This window comes from Janibacter melonis, assembly GCF_020567375.1.
Lineage (GTDB): Bacteria > Actinomycetota > Actinomycetes > Actinomycetales > Dermatophilaceae > Marihabitans > Marihabitans melonis.
In genome coordinates, this window is record NZ_JAJBZM010000003.1 from 247,449 (window position 1) to 265,015 (window position 17,567).

The window sequence follows — 17,567 nt, forward strand, 5'->3', positions numbered from 1 at the left end:
CGCCCCCCGCCGCCGCGCGGGCGCTGCTGCCGCCGCCGGGGGCGGGGTGCCCCGCCCCGCCCCCGTCGCCGCGGAACCCCTCGACCCGTTCGTGCCGCCTGATCGCGTCAGTTGCTGTAGGTCGGCAGGTCGGCGATCTGCGTGCTCGCGAGGCGCCCGCTCGGCTGGTAGGCGTCCTTGGTGTAACCGTCACGGTCGTAGTAGGCGTAGATCTTGCCGGCGCCCGAGACTCCGATGAGGGCGGCAGCGCTGGAACCGTCGCAGCCACCTGCGGACAGCGCCTTGAAGCCGAGGAAACCGGAGGAGCGCATCACCGTGCGGGTCGCGGTGTCCTTGGCGAACGAGGTCTTGATGCGCAGCAGGCTGCCCCCCTTCGTCGTCGCGACGAGGGTGTCGCCGTAGCTCGACCACGACGCGAGAGCGAGCGTCTGCACGTCGGCGAAGTCCGTCGACAAGGTCGTGCCGTCGACGAGCGAGCCGGTGCTCGAGACGTCGTAGCGGCGCAGCTTGTCGCCGATGACGGCGTAGACGACGCCCTGGCCGGCCGACAGGGCCCGGGCCCTGGTCCAGCCGCTCTGCACCGTGCGGCGGGTCGTGCGCATGACGTTGCCGTCGGACCAGTCGCGCACGACGTGCTGGACGGTGCCGCCGGGGCTCACCGCGTAGCCGTCGAGGCGGATGCCCGTCCGGGTCTCCTCGGACCACCGCGTGACCTGGGCGATGGGGGTGTAGGTCAGCTTGCCCGTCTCCGACGTGGGGTAGGCGAAGGTGATCCGGCTGCCGCTCAGGCCCATCTCCGAGTAGATGCGGTTCGGCTGGAGGTAGGACGCGAAGGCCCAGCAGCTCGAGGGGATCCCGGCGATCGAGGCCGACGCAGAGCCCCCAGCCACGCGGGGTGCACCGGGGACGACAGGGGCCGCGGTCGCGCTGCCCGCGGTGGCGAGAGCGGCGGCGGCGGCGAGCAGGCCGGCGGCGGCGCTGCGGAGGTGGCGGGGCATGGGGCGTCCGTTTCGTGTGGAGGGGAGGGCCGACGAGGGCTCGCCGGATGCTAGGCGGACGACAGGGTGCGTGGCTTCCCCTTCGCCATCGCGGTGACGCGATCGTGACCTCGAGGCGGCCCGGGAGGGCATGCTGGACCCATGCGAGCGATCTGGAAGGGTGCGGTCTCCTTCGGGCTGGTCAACGTCCCCGTGCGGCTGTACTCCGCGACCGAGAACCACGACGTGCAGTTCCGTCAGGTGCACGTCGCCGACGGCGGGCGCATCCGCTACAAGCGCGTCTGCAGCATCGACGGCGACGAGGTCGCCTACGACGACATCGCGAAGGGGTACGAGACCGAGGACGGCGAGATGGTCGTCCTCACCGACGAGGACTTCGCCGACCTGCCGACGCGCAGCAGCAAGGAGATCAGCGTCGAGAAGTTCGTGCCGAGCGACCAGATCGACCCCATCTACTTCGACAAGACGTACTACCTCGAGCCCGACAAGTCCGCGGTCAAGCCCTACGTCCTGCTGCGCGACGCGCTCGAGGGCGAGGACCGCATGGCCGTCGCGACGGTCGCGATCCGCACCCGGATGACCCTCGCCGTGCTCCGCGTGCGCGAGGGCATGATCGTCATGCAGACGATGCTGTGGCCCGACGAGGTCCGCGACGCCGGCGCCTTCGGCGACCTCGGCGCGGACGAGAAGGCCACCGAGAAGGAGATGTCGATGGCGCAGGTCCTCATCGACCAGCTCGCCGACGACTTCGAGCCCGACGACTACGAGGACGACTACGCGCTCGCCGTCAAGGAGCTCGTCCGGGCCAAGGTCGAGGGCGGTGAGGTCAAGGCCGCCCCCGAGGAGGAGGACGAAGGGGGCGAGGTCGTCGACCTGCTCGCGGCGCTCGCGAAGTCGGTCGAGCGGGCCAAGAGCCGACGGGGCGAGTCCTCGGCCACGGGCTCCGACGGCGGGTCGAAGGACAGCAGCGAGTCGGGCGCGAAGGGCTCGGGCGCGAAGAAGACCACGGCGAAGAAGACGACCGCGAAGAAGAGTGCCGCGAAGAAGGCCCCGGCGAAGAAGACCGCGGCGAAGAGCACCACGAGCAAGAGCACCGCGAAGAAGTCGGCCCCGAAGAAGAAGGCCGGCTGAGGTGCCCGAGGGTCACACCCTGGCGCGCATCGCCGGCGCGCTCGACGCCGCCTTCGCGGGCAGCGAGGTCCAGGTCAGCTCGCCGCAGGGCCGCTTCGCCGCGGGCGCCGAGCTGCTCGACGGGGGAGTGGTGCGCGAGGCCCGCTCGCACGGCAAGCAGCTCTTCGTCGAGGTCGAGCCCCCGGGGTCGCCCGAGCCGCGGGTGCTCCACGTGCACCTCGGTCTCATCGGCACCTTCACCATCGACGAGGTCGCCTTCGTCGGCGAGAAGCCGGTCGTCGGGCAGGTGCGCTGCCGCATCGAGGGCGAGGGCCACGTGGCCGACCTGCGCGGCCCGATGGTGTGCGCCGTCATCACGCCGGAGGAGGAGGCGGGCATCCGCGACCGGCTCGGGCCGGACCCCCTTCGCGAGGAGTCGGGCGAGCGCGGGTGGGAGCGGGTCACCCGCTCGCGCAAGGAGGTCGCCGCACTGCTCATGGACCAGTCCGTCGTCGCGGGGATCGGCAACGTCTACCGCTGCGAGGTCCTCTTCCGTCGCCGCGTCGACCCGGCGACGCCCGGTCGCGCTCTGGCTCGCGAGACGTGGGACGGGATCTGGGCGGACCTGCGCCGCCTCATGCCGCTCGGCGTCGTCACCGGGCGGATCGTCACCCGCGAGGACCAGGTCGAGGTCGTCGAGGAGGCGATGGCGAAGGGGGAGACCCCTCATCTCACCGAGCGCACCTCGTACGTCTACCGGCGCACCGGCGAGCCCTGCCGGGTGTGCGGCACACCGGTGAGCATGCGCGACCTCGCCGGTCGCAAGCTCTACTGGTGCACGGTCTGCCAGACCGGCACCTGAGCGGGCTCAGGCGCTGCCGGGACGCTCGAGCCGGATGACCTCGGGCGGCAGGCCCCACTCGTCGCGGCCCAGGCGCGACATCGGCCGCAGCGCCTCCATCGTCGGGCGCCCGTCCTCGAGGGCGTCGGTGCGCACGGTGACGGCGACGACGCTGCCGAGCACGAGATGGCTGTCGCCGAGCTTGATGCTCGAGTGCAGCCGGCACTCCACCGAGGCCGCGGACCCGGCGACGCGGGGCACGGGCACGAGGTCGCTCGGCTCGAGGGCGATGCCGAGCTCCTGCGCCTCGTCGGCCTCGGGGTCGAAGGGGGCGCTGCTCGCGTTCGCCAGGTCGCGCTGGTCCTCGCCGACGACGCTGACGACGAAGTGGCCGGTCGCGAGCACGTTGCGCAGCGTGTCCTTGCGCCCCACGGAGGTGAAGCTGATGATCGGCGGTCGCGCGCACGCGACGGAGAAGAAGGAGTGCGGTGCGAGGTTGCCGACCCCGTCCGCGCCCACGGTGCTGATCCACGCGATCGGGCGGGGCACGACGACCGAGGTGAGCAGGTCGTAGGCGTCGGTCGCCGGGTCGCTGACGTCGAAGACGGTGCGCATGGTCAGACGCTACGACGGGGCTGTGGAGGATCTCGCGCGGGATGCCCGCTCAGCCGCTAGGTTTCGCGCCATGTCGACCACGCCGCCGCTCGGGGTGCCGCTCGCGCGACCTCTGCCCGGCCTCACGGTCCGCCCTCCGGGTCGGGTCCTCCTCGCCGCCGTGGTGTCGCTCGCGGTCCTGTGGACCGCTGTCCGGGTGGGCGCGGCCGTCGCCCGCCTCGTCTCGCTCCGCGCGATCGAGCGGTGGGTCGTCGACGACGGGGGCGAGCCGATGGTGGCGGTGACGACGGTCGACAGCTGGGTGCCCGCTGCCGTCGAGGCGTGCCTGCTGGTCGTCCTGTGGGCGTGCACCTCGGTGTGGCTCGCGCGCTCACGACGCGTCTGCGACGCGATGGCGCCGACGACGCACTCGCTGTCCCGGCGATGGGCCTGGTGGGCATGGGTGACGCCCGTCGTCTGCTGGTGGTTCCCCTTCCGGTACGTCCGTGACGTGCTCCGGGCGGTCGGCGAGCGGCCGCGCCGGCTCCTCGCCTGGTGGTGGGCCGCCTGGCTCGTGGTCGTCGTCGTCGACACCGCGGGCCTGTGGCTCGTCGACGAGCAGCCCACCGTCGAGTCGCTGGTCCTCGCGGCCCGGCTCGACCTCGTCGCCGGCCTCGCGCTCGCCGTCGCTCTCGTGCCGTGGCTCGTCCTCGTGCGCCGGGTGGCCTCCGGGACCGGGCGTCTGGCGGCCTCCCGGCTCGCCGGTCCTGTCCGCTGACAGCGAACACGCGGACCCGCCGTCCCCCGGCGGAACAGGGGAGCGCCCGGTGACGTTGTGCAGAGCAGATCGACTCGACCCCCTCCTGGGTGCGGACGCACCAGGGATCTGGGGCAGAGCCAGTTAGCATTTCAGGCAGCCAAGCCAGAAGGGGTGTCCCCATGTTCGAACGGTTCACAGACCGAGCCCGGCGCGTGGTCGTGCTCGCCCAGGAGGAGGCCCGCCTCCTCAACCACAACTACATCGGGACCGAGCACATCCTCCTCGGACTCATCCACGAGGGCGAGGGAGTCGCCAGCAAGGCGCTCGAGTCCCTCGGCATCTCGCTCGAGCAGGTCCGCGAGCAGGTGCAGGACATCATCGGCCCGGGTCAGCAGGCCCCCAGCGGCCACATCCCCTTCACCCCGCGGGCCAAGAAGGTCCTCGAGCTCTCGCTGCGCGAGGCGCTCCAGCTGGGTCACAACTACATCGGCACGGAGCACATCCTCCTCGGCCTCATCCGTGAGGGCGAAGGGGTCGCCGCCCAGGTCCTCGTCAAGCTCGGTGCCGACCTCGGTCGCGTCCGCCAGACGGTCATCCAGCTCATCTCGGGCTACCAGGGTGGCTCGAAGGAGGGCGCCGCGGCCGGTGCCGGTGTCGGCGCAGGTCCCGCCGAGGGTCAGCCCGCGGGCTCGCTCGTGCTCGACCAGTTCGGTCGCAACCTCACGCAGGCCGCCCGCGACGGCGGTCTCGACCCGGTCATCGGGCGTGAGAAGGAGATCGAGCGGGTCATGCAGGTGCTCTCGCGCCGCACGAAGAACAACCCCGTCCTCATCGGCGAGCCCGGCGTCGGCAAGTCCGCCGTCGTCGAGGGCCTGGCCCAGGACATCGTGCGCGGCGACGTGCCCGAGCCGCTCAAGGACAAGCAGCTCTACACCCTCGACCTCGGCTCGCTCGTCGCGGGCAGCCGGTACCGCGGTGACTTCGAGGAGCGCCTGAAGAAGGTGCTCAAGGAGATCAAGACCCGCGGCGACATCATCCTCTTCATCGACGAGATCCACACCCTCGTCGGTGCGGGTGCCGCCGAGGGCGCGATCGACGCCGCGAGCATCCTCAAGCCGATGCTCGCCCGCGGCGAGCTGCAGACCATCGGCGCGACGACGCTCGAGGAGTACCGCAAGCACATCGAGAAGGACTCGGCACTGGAGCGCCGCTTCCAGCCGATCCAGGTCGCCGAGCCCTCGCTGGCGCACGCCATCGAGATGCTCAAGGGCCTGCGCGACCGGTACGAGGCGCACCACAAGGTGACCATCACCGACGCCGCGATCGTCGGCGCCGTGACGATGGCCGACCGGTACGTCAACGACCGCTTCCTGCCGGACAAGGCGATCGACCTCATCGACGAGGCGGGCGCGCGGTTGCGCATCCGTCGGATGACCGCGCCGCCGGACCTCAAGGAGTTCGACGAGAAGATCGCCGGCGTGCGGATGGAGAAGGAGTCGGCCATCGACGGCCAGGACTTCGAGCTCGCCGCCCGTCTGCGGGACGACGAGAAGACCCTGCTGCGCGAGAAGGCCAAGCGCGAGGAGGAGTGGAAGGCCGGCGACATGGACGTCGTCGCCGAGGTCGACGAGGAGCTCATCGCCGAGGTGCTCGCCGCCTCGACCGGCATCCCCGTCTTCAAGCTCTCCGAGGAGGAGTCCTCGCGGCTGCTCAACATGGAGGGCGAGCTCCACAAGCGCGTCGTCGGCAACGACGAGGCGATCAAGGGTCTCTCGCAGGCGATCCGTCGCACCCGCGCCGGTCTGAAGGACCCGCGTCGCCCCGGTGGCTCGTTCATCTTCGCCGGCCCCACGGGCGTCGGCAAGACCGAGCTCGCCAAGGCGCTCGCCGAGTTCCTCTTCGGCGACGAGGACAGCCTCATCACCCTCGACATGTCGGAGTACTCCGAGAAGCACACGGTCAGCCGTCTCTTCGGCAGCCCGCCCGGGTACGTCGGCTACGACGAGGGCGGTCAGCTCACGGAGAAGGTGCGCCGCAAGCCCTTCTCGGTGGTCCTCTTCGACGAGGTCGAGAAGGCGCACCCGGAGATCTTCAACAGCCTGCTGCAGGTGCTCGAGGACGGCCGTCTGACCGACAGCCAGGGCCGCATGGTCGACTTCAAGAACACCGTCATCATCATGACGACCAACCTCGGCACCCGGGACATCTCCAAGGGCACCATGGGCTTCGCCCCCGGCAACGACGGCCGGACCGACTACGAGCGGATGAAGGCCAAGGTCACCGACGAGCTCAAGCAGCACTTCCGTCCGGAGTTCCTCAACCGCGTCGACGACACCATCGTCTTCCCGCAGCTGAGCCAGGACGAGATCGTCGAGATCGTCGACCTGGAGATCGCCAAGCTCGACGTGCGGCTCAAGGACAAGGACATGGGCATCGAGCTCACGCCCGCGGCCAAGGCCCTGCTCGCCAAGCGCGGCTACGACCCGGTGCTCGGCGCCCGCCCGCTCAAGCGGACGATCCAGCGCGAGATCGAGGACGTGCTGTCCGAGAAGATCCTCTACGGCGAGATCGGTGCCGGCGAGATCGTCGGTGTCGACGTCGAGGGAGAGGGCAAGGAGGCGCGGTTCACCTTCGCCGGTGCGCCGAAGGCCCCCGCCATCGACCTGCCGATCACGGTCGGCGGAGAGAGCGACCCTCGCTCGGAGTGACCCCCGCCTGACCCCATGACGAAGGGGGCGACGCACCACGGTGCGTCGCCCCCTTCGCCGTCCCCGGGACCCCTCGCCGGTCGAGGTGCGACGAAGGAGCCTCGAGACCACCCGCCGACCCTTCGCTGGTCGAGGTGCGACGGAGGAGCCTCGAGACCACTCAGGGTCAGGTCGGGGAAGACCAGCGGGGGTCGCGGCCGATGAAGGCGAGGAAGCGCTCCTGCTCGCTCGCGCCCTCCGGCTCGGGCTGCTGCTCGCCGTACTGCCCCGAGCCCCGGATCATCGGCTCCATGGAGAGCATCCCCGCGTGCGCCTCGCGCACGAAGTCCGGGTCGATGGTGTCGTCCTGACCGCTCGAGCGCGCGAGGTCCCAGGAGTGCATGACGACGTCGGGCGTGTAGTACGTGTCGACGAGGCGCTCGAGCGGCAGGGTGCCCAGGTGCTCCTGGGTGACCTCCTGCCCGGCCCGCCCCGGGTCGTCGAGGAGGCCCTGCACCTGCCCCCGCACGTGCTCCCACGCGGCGGTGGGGTCGTCCTGCGCCGACGGCCCCGGGTCGAGGGCGACCCCGCAGCCGGCGAGCATGCCCGGCAGCCAGGTCGTCAGGTGCTCGACGACGTCGCGCGCCCGCCACTGGTCCACGGGCGTCGGCGCCGACCAGTCGGTGGTGCCGCCCACGAGTGCCGAGAAGCGCTCGGCGGCGGTGCGGAAACGGTCGGCAGCGGTGTCGCTCATGTCGTCCTCGTCTGCGGGTGCGCCGGCTCAGAGCCGCTTGCGCATCTGCTGCATCTGCTCGATCTGCTTGGTCTGCGTGACGTTGATGTCGTCGGCGAGCTCGCCGGTGCGCTCGTCCATGCCCTTCTCCCCGTGGGTGTCGCACATCGTCAGCGCGCCCTTGTGGTGGGCGACCATGAGGTCGAGGTACTGACGGTCGAGCTCGGTGCCGCTCGCGTTCTCCAGCGCGGTGAGCTGCTGCTGCGTCGCCATGCCGGGCATCGAGTGGTGGGAGCCGTGCTGGGTGACGAGCTTGGGGTTCTTCGCCTCGGGCGGCACCTCCTCGCCCCACGAGCGCAGGGTCGTCGCCATGCCCTCCATCTCCGGCTTCTGCTCGTCGGCGATGCGGCTGGCGATGCCCTTGACCTTGCTGTCGGTGAGCCGCCCCTTGACGATGTCGCTCATGACGATGGCCTGCGCGTGGTGGCTGATCATGTCGGTGAGGAAGGTGACGTCGGCGTCGTTGTGCGAGACCGACGGGGTGGCGATCGCGTCGCTGCCGGTGAGCGTCGAGTTCGGCTGACCGGGGGAGCCCGGCTCGAGGACGGGCGCGTCGGGGGAGGTCGCCGACGCCGTCGGCACGGGCTCGGTGTCGCCGCCCGAGCAGCCGGCGAGAGCCAGGGCGAGGGCGGACGCGATCGCGGTCGTTCGGAGGCTGCGCACGAGCCGACGGTAACCGGGGCGGGGGTGCTCTGCGAAGGGGTGGCGGCATCTTCACGCCGCGCGACCGGGGGTCTTGACCCAACGCTGACCCATCCCTGACCTTCGTCACCTTTCGGCCGACTCACAGGTCAGGAGAGGCTGAGCGAACCTTGAAGACCCGTCCAAGGGCCGCCACCCTCGTTCGGGAGCCACCGAGCGGAGGAAACATGCGTAAGCCACTACTGGCCATCGCTGCGGCAGCAGCCCTGGTCACCTCGGGCGCCGGCGCCGCACTAGCCGTCGGACCCGATGACCGGGTCGGCGTGTCCGGCACCGACCTCAAGACCGATGAGATCGGGCGCAGCGCCAACGTCAAGCACCTCGCCAACATCGCCCCGTCGGGCGTGCTGGCGCAGGGGGTCGGGACCGACCTGGCCTTCCAGGACGACAAGGCCTTCGTCGGCAACTACGACGGCTTCTCGATCATCGACATCCGAAACCCCAAGAAGCCCAAGACGATCGTCCAGGTCAGCTGCCCCGGCAGCCAGAACGACATCTCCGTCTCCGGCGACCTGCTCTACCTCTCGACCGACTCCTCGCGCAGCGACGACTCCTGCGCCTCGACGTCGCAGTCCGCGACGATCAAGGAGAGCTGGGAGGGCATCAAGATCTTCGACATCTCCGACGTGAAGAACCCGAAGTACATCAAGTCCGTCGAGACCGCCTGCGGGTCGCACACGCACACGCTCGTCCCGGGCAAGGGCAAGAACAACAAGACCGACTACCTCTACGTGTCGAGCTACTCGCCGCGTGACACCTTCCCGGACTGCAAGACGCCGCACGACCTCATCTCCATCGTCAAGGTCGACACGAAGAACCCCACCTCGGCCGCGGTCATCGCCACGCCGAACCTCTTCCCCGACGGCGGCAACCCCGGTGGCCCCGGCCCGACCCCGATCGCGAGCCGCTCGGCCACGACCGGCTGCCACGACATCACCGCGCTGCCGCACAAGGACCTCGCGGCCGGTGCGTGCATGGGCGACGGCATCATCATGGACATCGAGAACCCCGAGAAGCCGCGGGTCATCGAACGCGTCCGTGACGACGAGAACTTCGCCTTCTGGCACTCGGCCACCTTCAACGCCGACGCCTCCAAGGTGATCTTCACCGACGAGCTCGGTGGTGGCGGCGCCGCCACCTGCAACGCGGCCATTGGCCCGAACCGTGGCGCGAACGCGATCTACGACATCTCGAAGTACGGCCGTCTCGACTTCAAGTCGTACTACAAGATCGACCGCCACCAGGGCCCGACGGAGAACTGCGTCGCGCACAACGGCTCGATCATCCCCGTCGCCGGGCGTGACCTCATGGTCCAGTCCTGGTACCAGGGCGGCGTGAGCATCTGGGACTTCACGGACTCCGAGAACCCCGAGGAGCTGGGCTACTTCGAGCGCGGTCCGCTCCCCGAGGGCGCCGGCACCGGCGGCACGTGGTCGACGTACTACTACAACGGCCACATGTACTCCTCGGACATCGCCCGTGGCTTCGACGTCCTCAAGTGGGTCGACCCGTCGACCAAGAAGATCGACAAGCAGATCATGGACGAGCTCAACGTCCAGAGCCAGCCGAAGTACAAGGTCCGCTGAGCCCCGCTCGACGAGACGATCACTGACGCGAAGGGGGCGTCCCGGCCAGGTGCCGGGGCGCCCCCTTCGTCGCGCCCTGCGGCGCCGAGGACGGCCCCGGCCGCGCGTACATTGGGCCGGTGCCCAGCCAGCCCGAGATCCGTCGCGCCCGAACCCCCGACGTCCGCGCCATCCGCGACCTCGTCGCCCCGCTCGCCGAGAGCCGGGTGCTCGTGAGCAAGGACGCCGTCGCCTACTTCGAGGGCATCCAGGAGTTCCGCGTCGCCGAGATCGACGGCGTCGTCGTCGGCTGCGGGGCGCTGCACGTCATGTGGGAGGACCTCGCCGAGATCCGCACGCTCGCCGTCTCGCGCGACCACCTCGGGCACGGCGTCGGCGGGGCGCTGCTGCGCGCGCTGCTCGAGGACGCCCGCGAGATCGGGGTCGAGCGGATCTTCTGCCTCACCTTCGAGACCGACTTCTTCACCCGGCACGGCTTCACCGAGATCGAGGGCCGCGCGGTCGACCCGGAGGTCTACGCGGAGCTGCTGCGCTCCTACGACGAGGGCGTCGCCGAGTTCCTCGACCTCGAGCGGGTCAAGCCGAACACCCTGGGCAACACCCGGATGCTCCGTCAGCTCTGAGGTCCTGGGTAGGTTGGCGCGATGAGCACCGACGCGCAGCCGATCCGTCACGTCGTCGTCATGGGGGTGTCCGGCGCCGGCAAGACGACCCTCGCCGAGGGGGTCGTCGCCGCGACCGGCTGGGCCTTCCTCGAGGGCGACCGGCTGCACCCCGAGGCCAACATCGCGAAGATGGCTGACGGCCACCCGCTGACCGACGAGGACCGCTGGCCGTGGCTGCGGGCGATCGGGGAGTGGATCAGCGACCGCGAGGCGAAGGGGGAGAGCGCGGTCATCGCGTGCTCGGCGCTCAAGCGCTCCTACCGCGACCTCCTGCGCGAGGGGCGCGAGCACGTCGAGTTCTTCCTCCTCGACGTCCCCGAGGAGGAGCTGTACCGGCGGCTGGAGACCCGCGAGGGCCACTACATGAAGGCGTCGATGCTGCGCTCCCAGCTCGACACCCTCGAGCCCTTCGGGGCGGACGAGCCCGCGCGCACCCTGCGCTCCGACGGCGACGAGGACGAGGCTCTGCGCGAGACCCTCGAGCTGCTCGGGCTGCCCGAGCAGCCGGCTCACACGGGCAGCCGGTAGCCCTCGCCGTCGGGCTCGACGAGCCCGTCCTCGACGAGACCGGCCAGGCAGCGGTCCACCTTCGCCGGGTCCTGCGGCCACACCTGCGCGACCTGCTCGCGGCTCACCGAGCCGACGCTCTCCCGCAGCAGCTGCACGACCCGGCCGCGCACCTGCCGGTCCGTGCCGTGCCATGCCTGACCGCGCCGCACGGGTCCGTCATGGGCCGGTGACCCCGCCCGGCGCCACGCGCACAGGTCGCTCACCGGGCACTCCTCGCAGCGCGGGGAGCGGGCCGTGCACACGAGCGCCCCGAGCTCCATGACCGCGGCGTTCCACGCGTTGGCGTCGTCCGTCTCGGGCGGCATCGCGCCCGCGGCGAGCCGGGCCTCGTGCGCGGTGAGAGCGGGGGCGGCCTGGGCACGCCCCTCGAGCGCCCGGGCGAGGACCCGGCGCACGTTCGTGTCGACGACGACCTCGGGCAGGCCGTGCGCGAAGGACGCCACGGCGGCCGCGGTGTAGGCGCCGACACCGGGCAGGGCGAGGAGGTCCTGCGGGCTCGTCGGCACCTCGCCGTCGTGCCGCTCGACCATGGCGACCGCCGCCTCGCGCAGCCGCAGCGCGCGGCGCGGGTAGCCCAGCCGCCCCCACAGCCGTACCGCGTCACCGGGAGCAGCGGATGCCAGGTCGGCGGGCGTCGGCCACCGACGCATCCACTCCTGCCAGATCGGCACCACCCGGGCGACCGGGGTCTGCTGCGACATCACCTCGGAGACGAAGACCTCCCAGGGCGTCGTGCCGGCTGCCCGCCACGGCAGGTCGCGGGCGTGCTCGTCGAACCAGCTCAGCACCCGTCGGTGGACGTGCGCCAGCTCGGTCTCAGCGGTGCTCACGACGGACCTCGGCCTCGACCGGGTCAGACGTAGCGCTCGAGGATGGAGGTCTCGGCCAGGCGAGACAGCCCCTCGCGCACGAGGCGGGCGCGGCCCTCGCCGACGCCCTCGACGGTCATGAGGTCGTCGATGCCGGCGGCGAGCAGGCGCTGCAGCCCGCCGAACTGGTTGACGAGGCGCTCGATGATCAGGCCCGGCAGACGGGGGACCTTCGACAGGATGCGGAAGCCGAGCGGGCTGACCGTCGCGTCGAGGTTCTCGCCGACGATGGAGAAGCCGAGGGTCTTCGCGCACGCGCCGAGGTCGAGCAGCGCCGTCGGGTCGAGCGCGGCGAGCGAGGCCATCATCTCCTCGACCGTCGGCGGGTTCGAGGCGCTCGGCGCGTAGTCGCGCGCGACCCACATGAGGTCGTCCTGCAGGCCGGCGGTGAGCTCCTCGAGCTGGAGGGTGAGCAGACGACCCTCGGTGCCCAGCTCGACGACGTAGCTCTCGATCTCCTCGCTGATGCGGCGCACCATCTCGAGGCGCTGCAGCACCGAGGCGACGTCGCGGACCGTGACGAGGTCCTCGATCTCGAGCGCCGAGAGGGTGCTCGTCACCTCGTCGAGCCGGGCCTTGTAGCGCTCGAGGGTCTGCAGGGCCTGGTTGGCGTACGACACGAGCTCGGAGGCGGGCTTGACGACGTGGCGACGTCCGCCGACGTAGAGCGCGATGATGCGCATCGACTGGCTCACCGAGACGACGGGGTGACCGGTCTGGCGGGCGACCCGCTCTGCGGTGCGGTGCCGGGTGCCGGACTCCTGGGTCTCGATGCTCGGGTCGGGCAGGAGCTGGGTGCCGGCCCGCAGGATGCGGTTGGAGCCGCGGTCGAGGACGATCGCGCCGTCCATCTTGGCCAGCTCGCGCAGACGCGTCGAGGAGAACTCGATGTCGAGGGGGAAGCCGCCGGTCGCGATCTGCTCGACGACCCGGTCGTGGCCGAGGACGACGAGGGCCCCGGTGTTGCCGCGCAGGATGCGCTCGAGGCCGTCGCGCAGCTCGGTGCCGGGCGCGACCGCGGCCAGGGTCGCCCGGAGCAGGTCGTCGTCGTGGTCGGACACGAGCGTGAGTCTAGGTCCCCGCGGGTGCGCTCGCCGACGAGCGCGAGCGGGCCTGCTCGATGGCGCTCGAGAGGTCGCTCACCTCGACGACCTCCATCCGGGGCGGGGGCGTGCTGTCGGCGAGCGCCCCCACCGGCACGAGCGCCGTCGTGAAGCCCAGGCGCGAGGCCTCGAGGAGGCGACGGGACACCCCGACGGCGGGTCGCACCTCGCCCGACAGCCCGACCTCGCCGAGCGCGAGCAGGGTGTGCGGCAGAGGCCGGTCCTGGACGGCGCTCGCGATGGCCAGGGCGACGGCGAGGTCGCTCGACGGCTCGGTGATGCGCACCCCGCCGACGGTGCTCACGTAGGTGTCGGCACGCCCGACGGGGGCCCCGGCGCGGCGGTCGAGCACCGCCATGATCATCGCCACCCGCGAGGAGTCCAGCCCCACGCTCGCCCGGCGCGGGGTGGGGATCTCGGAGGGGGCGACGAGGGCCTGGATCTCGGTGACGAGCGGACGGCGCCCCTCGAGGGTGACGGTCGCGCAGGTGCCCGGCACGGTGACGTGCCGCGAGGACAGGAAGAGCCCGCTCGGGTCCTCGAGCCCGTGGATGCCGGTGTCGGTGAGGTCGAAGCACCCGACCTCGTCGGTCGGGCCGTACCTGTTCTTCACCGCCCGCACGAGCCGCAGCCGCGAGTGGCGGTCGCCGTCGAACTGCACGACGACGTCGACGAGGTGCTCGAGCATCCGCGGCCCGGCGATCGAGCCGTCCTTCGTCACGTGGCCGACGAGCAGCATCGCGATGCCCGCGGCCTTCGCCCGCTGGATGAGGGCTCCGGCGACCTCGCGCACCTGGCTGACGTTGCCCGCCGCGCCGTCGACCTCGCCCGAGGCGAGGGTCTGCACGGAGTCGACGACGGCCAGCGCCGGGGCGCGCTCGTCGAGGTGCGCCAGGACGGTGCCCAGGTCGGTCTCGCTCGTGAGGTAGAGCTCGTCGGCGAGGGCGCCGATGCGCTGGGCCCGGGCCCTCACCTGCGCCGCTGACTCCTCGCCGCTCACGTAGAGGACGGGCCGGTGGGCCGCTGCACGCGCGGCGACGTCGAGCAGCAGCGTCGACTTGCCGATGCCCGGCTCGCCGGCGACGAGGACGACCGAGCCGGGCACGATGCCCCCGCCGAGCACCCGGTCGAACTCGCCGACCCCGGTGCTCCACGACTGCGCGTCCTCGGCGGCGACCTGCGCGATCGGCTGCGCGGACCGCTCGACCCGCCGGGCCGCGGTTGTGCGCACGGTGGCCGCGCCGATCTCGACGAGCGTGCCCCAGGCCTGGCACTCGCCGCAGCGGCCGACCCACTTCACGGTGGTCCACCCGCACTCGGAGCACCGGTACCCGGGAGACTTCGTCGCTGCCATGCCGGTCAACCTACGTGGGCGGCCCGACAGCCCCGGCGGCCCCGGGCGAAGGGGGGCTCACCCCTTCGCGTCGGCCGCCAGCGTCGCCGGGTGGACGAGGAGGGGGAGCAGGGCTCGGCCCTGCGGCGAGGTGCGCCCGGAGGGGGCGCGCACCGCGTCGACGAGCGCGAGGTGGGCCTCGCAGTGCTCGACGAGGGCCGCGTAGGCAGGGGCTCCCATGAGCTCGACGAGACCGTCGCGCTCGGTGACGTACACGGGGTCGGCCGCGACGTGCGCGTCGGGGCTGCCCGAGCAGTACCAGTCGAGGTCGTGCCCGCCGGGGCCCCAGCCGCGCCGGTCGTACTCGCCGATGCTCACCTCGAGATAGCTCGTCTCGTCGGGCAGCTCGACGGTGCGGTAGGTGCGCCGGATCGGCAGCTGCCAGCACACGTCGGGCTTGACGGTGTGCGGCGGCACGCCCTCGAGCACCGCGTGCTGGTGCAGGGCGCAGCCCGCCCCGGCGGGGAAGCCCGGGCGGTTCAGGAAGATGCAGCCGCCGTCGACGACCTTGGTCTTGCGGGCGCCGTCCTCGCGCTCGGTCCACGCCGTGAGCCGGGTCGAGCCGGGGTGCAGCTGCCACTCGTCCTCGCCGAGCCGCTTCGCGACCGCACGGACCCGCTCGACGTCGTCGTCGTCGGTGAGGTGCGCGCCGAGGGTGCAGCAGCCGTTGTCGGGGTGATCGGCGTCGATCCCGCAGCAGCCCTGCCCGAAGATGCAGGTCCACCGCGAGGTCAGCCAGGTGAGGTCGCAGCGCATGCGCTGGCCCTCCTGCCCGGGGTCGTCGAACTCGACCCAGGTGCGCGGGGTGCCCAGCGGCGTCTCGCCAGCGTGCTCGCTCATCGCGGGTCACCCTACGGCCCGTAGTGTGTCGACCCATGCGCCTCGGGGTCATCGACGTCGGATCCAACACGGTCCACCTGCTCGTGGTCGACGCGCACCGCGGCGCGCAACCGCTGCCGGCGACGTCGCACAAGATCGAGCTCCGGCTAGCCGAGCACGTCCTCGACGACGGCCGGGTGCGCGACTCGGGCACCGAGCGCCTCACCCGCTTCGTCGCCGAGTGCCTCGAGGTGGCCGACGAGCAGGGCGTCGAGGAGACCCTCGCCTTCGCCACGAGCGCGATCCGTGAGGCCCCCAACGGCGAGGAGGTCCTCGCCCACGTGCGCGAGCGCACCGGGGTCGAGCTGCGGGTCCTGTCCGGGGAGGACGAGTCGCGCCTGACCTTCCTCGCCGCGCGGCGGTGGGCCGGCTGGTCCGCGGGCAAGCTCCTCGTCCTCGACATCGGCGGCGGCTCGCTCGAGGTCGCGGTCGGCACCGACGAGGACCCCGACGTCGCCCTGTCCTTCCTCCTCGGCGCCGGTCGGGTGACCCGAGAGCTGCTCGGGGGGGACCCCCCTTCGCCCGCCGAGGTGCGTGCCGCGCGCAAGGCGGTCCGGGCCGAGCTGGCCCGCCACATCCGCCCGCTCGCCAAGGCGGGCGCCCCCGACCGGGTCGTCGGCACGAGCAAGACGATGCGCTCCCTGGCGCGCATCGCCGGCGCCGCACCCTCGGCCGAGGGCCCCTACGTCAGCCGCGTCCTCACCCTCGAGGACGTCACCCGGACGATCGCGACGATCACGCCGATGACCTCGGCCGAGCGCACCGGGCTGCCCGGCGTCTCGGCGTCTCGGGCCCACCAGCTCCTCGGTGGTGCGGTCGTCGCCGAGGCCGCCATGGGGCTGCTCGGCGTGGACAGCCTGCAGATCTGCCCGTGGGCCCTGCGCGAAGGGGTCATCCTGCGTTACCTCGACCACCTCGACACCTGAGCCGGGGGCTGCCGGTCTACGCTCGGCAGATGCCGCGCATCCCCGTGGCGCTGTCCTCGGCGTCCGTGTACCCGCAGACGACGTCCTCGGCCTTCGAGACCGCAGCGCGGCTGGGCTACGACGGGGTCGAGGTCATGGTGTGGACCGACCCGGTGAGCCAGCAGGCGGCCGCGCTGCGCGGTCTGTCCGAGCACCACGAGATGCCCGTCGTGTCGGTCCACGCACCGACCCTGCTCCTCACGCAGCGGGTGTGGGGGCCGGACGCGTGGACGAAGGTCGACCGCTCCATCGACCTCGCGCACGACGTCGGGGCGCCCGTCGTCGTGCTCCACCCGCCCTTCCGGTGGCAGAAGGAGTACGCGCGCGCCTTCGCCGACGGGGTCGCCGAGCGGGAGCACGACCGCGACATCGTCCTCGCCGTCGAGAACATGTACCCATGGACGGCGCGAGGCCGTCAGGTCGAGGCCTACCTGCCCCACCCGCACAGCGACGTCGACCGGGCGATCATGGCGACCCGTGAGGCGGTCTTCCCCGCGCACGGTCTCGACGTCTGGGTCGACTGACCGCCCGATCCCACCGGGACTTTCTCGGCGCTCCACGGCGTGTCGGGTGGACGTGGGCCCACCGATTTCTCACACCCACTTCCCAGCCGTCACATGTGCCCCTATGGTTACCCTGCACAGGACGTAGCCGTCCGTTGGTGACGTGCGCCAACGCTACGACCGTGCAGAGACCGAGGTGGCCAGATGTCCGACGACCGACTCAGTGAGGTCCGATTCCTCACTGTTGCCGAGGTGGCCTCGATCATGCGGGTCTCGAAGATGACCGTCTACCGGATGGTCCACAACGGCGAGCTGCCCGCCGTGCGCGTCGGTCGTTCCTTCCGCGTCCCGCAGGACGCGGTCAACGACTACCTCGACTCCTCCTTCGTCGAGACCGCCTGAGCGAAGGGGGGACCGGTCGCGGCCCCACGTTTGGGGCACGGAGCGGGGCCGGATAGGCTTGGCGACCGACTCTCACGACTACCGGTCGGCACGGCGTGCTGCAGCACATCGCGCGCCTGCACCGCCGCCGGCCGAGGAGCACCAGAG

18 protein-coding genes are annotated in these 17,567 nt (G+C 71.6%); 10 read left to right on the top strand and 8 right to left on the bottom strand.

Going from position 1 to position 17,567, the window contains the following annotated elements; translation table 11 throughout:
* Nucleotides 1–107: 107 nt before the first annotated feature.
* Nucleotides 108–998 carry a hypothetical protein gene (locus LIV55_RS13280; RefSeq protein WP_229300559.1) on the bottom strand — a complete coding sequence of 297 codons (891 nt, stop codon included), beginning with the start codon at nt 996–998 and terminating at the stop codon, nt 108–110.
* Between the two features lie 141 nt (nt 999–1,139).
* Here LIV55_RS13280 and ku point away from each other — a divergent pair, with 141 nt between their 5' ends.
* Both ku and LIV55_RS13290 read left to right on the top strand, forming a co-directional pair.
* Complete coding sequence (gene ku / locus LIV55_RS13285) at nt 1,140–2,129, top strand: non-homologous end joining protein Ku (RefSeq protein WP_229300560.1); 990 nt, start codon at nt 1,140–1,142, stop codon at nt 2,127–2,129.
* Nucleotide 2,130: 1 nt separating this feature from the next.
* The gene (locus LIV55_RS13290; protein ID WP_191563154.1) at nt 2,131–2,970 is read left to right on the top strand and encodes an Fpg/Nei family DNA glycosylase; all 840 of its coding nucleotides are present in this window, start codon (nt 2,131–2,133) and stop codon (nt 2,968–2,970) included.
* 6 nt (nt 2,971–2,976) lie between these two features.
* Here the strand turns inward: LIV55_RS13290 and LIV55_RS13295 are convergent, their stop codons facing one another.
* A complete protein-coding gene (locus LIV55_RS13295; RefSeq protein WP_191563153.1) occupies nt 2,977–3,564 on the bottom strand; it encodes a flavin reductase family protein in 588 nt (195 codons plus the stop codon).
* A gap of 70 nt (nt 3,565–3,634) precedes the next feature.
* Between LIV55_RS13295 and LIV55_RS13300 the strand changes: the two genes are divergently transcribed.
* Together LIV55_RS13300 and LIV55_RS13305 are read left to right on the top strand one after the other, a co-directional pair.
* On the top strand, nt 3,635–4,321 hold the full coding sequence (locus LIV55_RS13300) for a DUF4328 domain-containing protein (protein WP_191563152.1): 687 nt from the start codon (nt 3,635–3,637) through the stop codon (nt 4,319–4,321).
* 161 nt (nt 4,322–4,482) lie between these two features.
* Nucleotides 4,483–7,011, top strand: coding sequence for an ATP-dependent Clp protease ATP-binding subunit (locus LIV55_RS13305; protein WP_229300561.1), 2,529 nt, complete (start codon nt 4,483–4,485; stop codon nt 7,009–7,011).
* A 166-nt stretch (nt 7,012–7,177) separates the two neighbouring features.
* Here the strand turns inward: LIV55_RS13305 and LIV55_RS13310 are convergent, their stop codons facing one another.
* Entirely contained in the window at nt 7,178–7,744 is a 567-nt protein-coding gene (locus tag LIV55_RS13310) for a maleylpyruvate isomerase family mycothiol-dependent enzyme (protein WP_229300562.1), read from the bottom strand.
* Nucleotides 7,745–7,771: 27 nt separating this feature from the next.
* On the bottom strand, nt 7,772–8,446 hold the full coding sequence (locus tag LIV55_RS13315) for a DUF305 domain-containing protein (protein ID WP_123091285.1): 675 nt from the start codon (nt 8,444–8,446) through the stop codon (nt 7,772–7,774).
* Nucleotides 8,447–8,652: 206 nt separating this feature from the next.
* Between LIV55_RS13315 and LIV55_RS13320 the strand changes: the two genes are divergently transcribed.
* The 3 genes from LIV55_RS13320 to LIV55_RS13330 all read left to right on the top strand — a co-directional run bounded on the left by LIV55_RS13320 (nt 8,653) and on the right by LIV55_RS13330 (nt 11,264).
* The gene (locus LIV55_RS13320; protein ID WP_191563150.1) at nt 8,653–10,071 is read left to right on the top strand and encodes an LVIVD repeat-containing protein; all 1,419 of its coding nucleotides are present in this window, start codon (nt 8,653–8,655) and stop codon (nt 10,069–10,071) included.
* Nucleotides 10,072–10,190: 119 nt separating this feature from the next.
* Nucleotides 10,191–10,694, top strand: a complete 504-nt coding sequence (locus LIV55_RS13325; RefSeq protein ID WP_068273082.1) for an amino-acid N-acetyltransferase — start codon at nt 10,191–10,193, stop codon at nt 10,692–10,694.
* Nucleotides 10,695–10,715: 21 nt separating this feature from the next.
* Nucleotides 10,716–11,264, top strand: a complete 549-nt coding sequence (locus tag LIV55_RS13330) for a gluconokinase (protein WP_229300563.1) — start codon at nt 10,716–10,718, stop codon at nt 11,262–11,264.
* On the opposite strand, the gene LIV55_RS13335 is transcribed toward LIV55_RS13330, so the two are convergent.
* From LIV55_RS13335 to LIV55_RS13350, 4 genes are read right to left on the bottom strand one after another with little or no spacing between them, the layout of a single operon-like run.
* Complete coding sequence (locus tag LIV55_RS13335; protein ID WP_229300564.1) at nt 11,246–12,136, bottom strand: iron-sulfur binding domain-containing protein; 891 nt, start codon at nt 12,134–12,136, stop codon at nt 11,246–11,248. The genes LIV55_RS13330 and LIV55_RS13335 overlap by 19 nt on opposite strands.
* Nucleotides 12,137–12,159: 23 nt before the next feature.
* Nucleotides 12,160–13,236 carry a DNA integrity scanning diadenylate cyclase DisA gene (gene disA / locus LIV55_RS13340; protein ID WP_068273090.1) on the bottom strand — a complete coding sequence of 359 codons (1,077 nt, stop codon included), beginning with the start codon at nt 13,234–13,236 and terminating at the stop codon, nt 12,160–12,162.
* A gap of 10 nt (nt 13,237–13,246) precedes the next feature.
* Entirely contained in the window at nt 13,247–14,632 is a 1,386-nt protein-coding gene (gene radA, locus LIV55_RS13345; protein ID WP_123091280.1) for a DNA repair protein RadA, read from the bottom strand.
* A 57-nt stretch (nt 14,633–14,689) separates the two neighbouring features.
* Nucleotides 14,690–15,511, bottom strand: coding sequence for a DUF3109 family protein (locus LIV55_RS13350; protein ID WP_229300565.1), 822 nt, complete (start codon nt 15,509–15,511; stop codon nt 14,690–14,692).
* A gap of 35 nt (nt 15,512–15,546) precedes the next feature.
* Here LIV55_RS13350 and LIV55_RS13355 point away from each other — a divergent pair, with 35 nt between their 5' ends.
* The 3 genes from LIV55_RS13355 (at nt 15,547) to LIV55_RS13365 (ending at nt 17,420) form a co-directional block, all read left to right on the top strand.
* Entirely contained in the window at nt 15,547–16,476 is a 930-nt protein-coding gene (locus tag LIV55_RS13355; protein WP_068273097.1) for a Ppx/GppA family phosphatase, read from the top strand.
* Between the two features lie 29 nt (nt 16,477–16,505).
* Nucleotides 16,506–17,039: a sugar phosphate isomerase/epimerase family protein gene (locus LIV55_RS13360; protein WP_343893323.1), complete on the top strand. Its 534-nt coding sequence runs from the start codon at nt 16,506–16,508 to the stop codon at nt 17,037–17,039.
* Nucleotides 17,040–17,222: 183 nt separating this feature from the next.
* A complete protein-coding gene (locus LIV55_RS13365; protein ID WP_068273117.1) occupies nt 17,223–17,420 on the top strand; it encodes a helix-turn-helix domain-containing protein in 198 nt (65 codons plus the stop codon).
* The last annotated feature ends 147 nt before the right edge of the window (nt 17,421–17,567 follow it).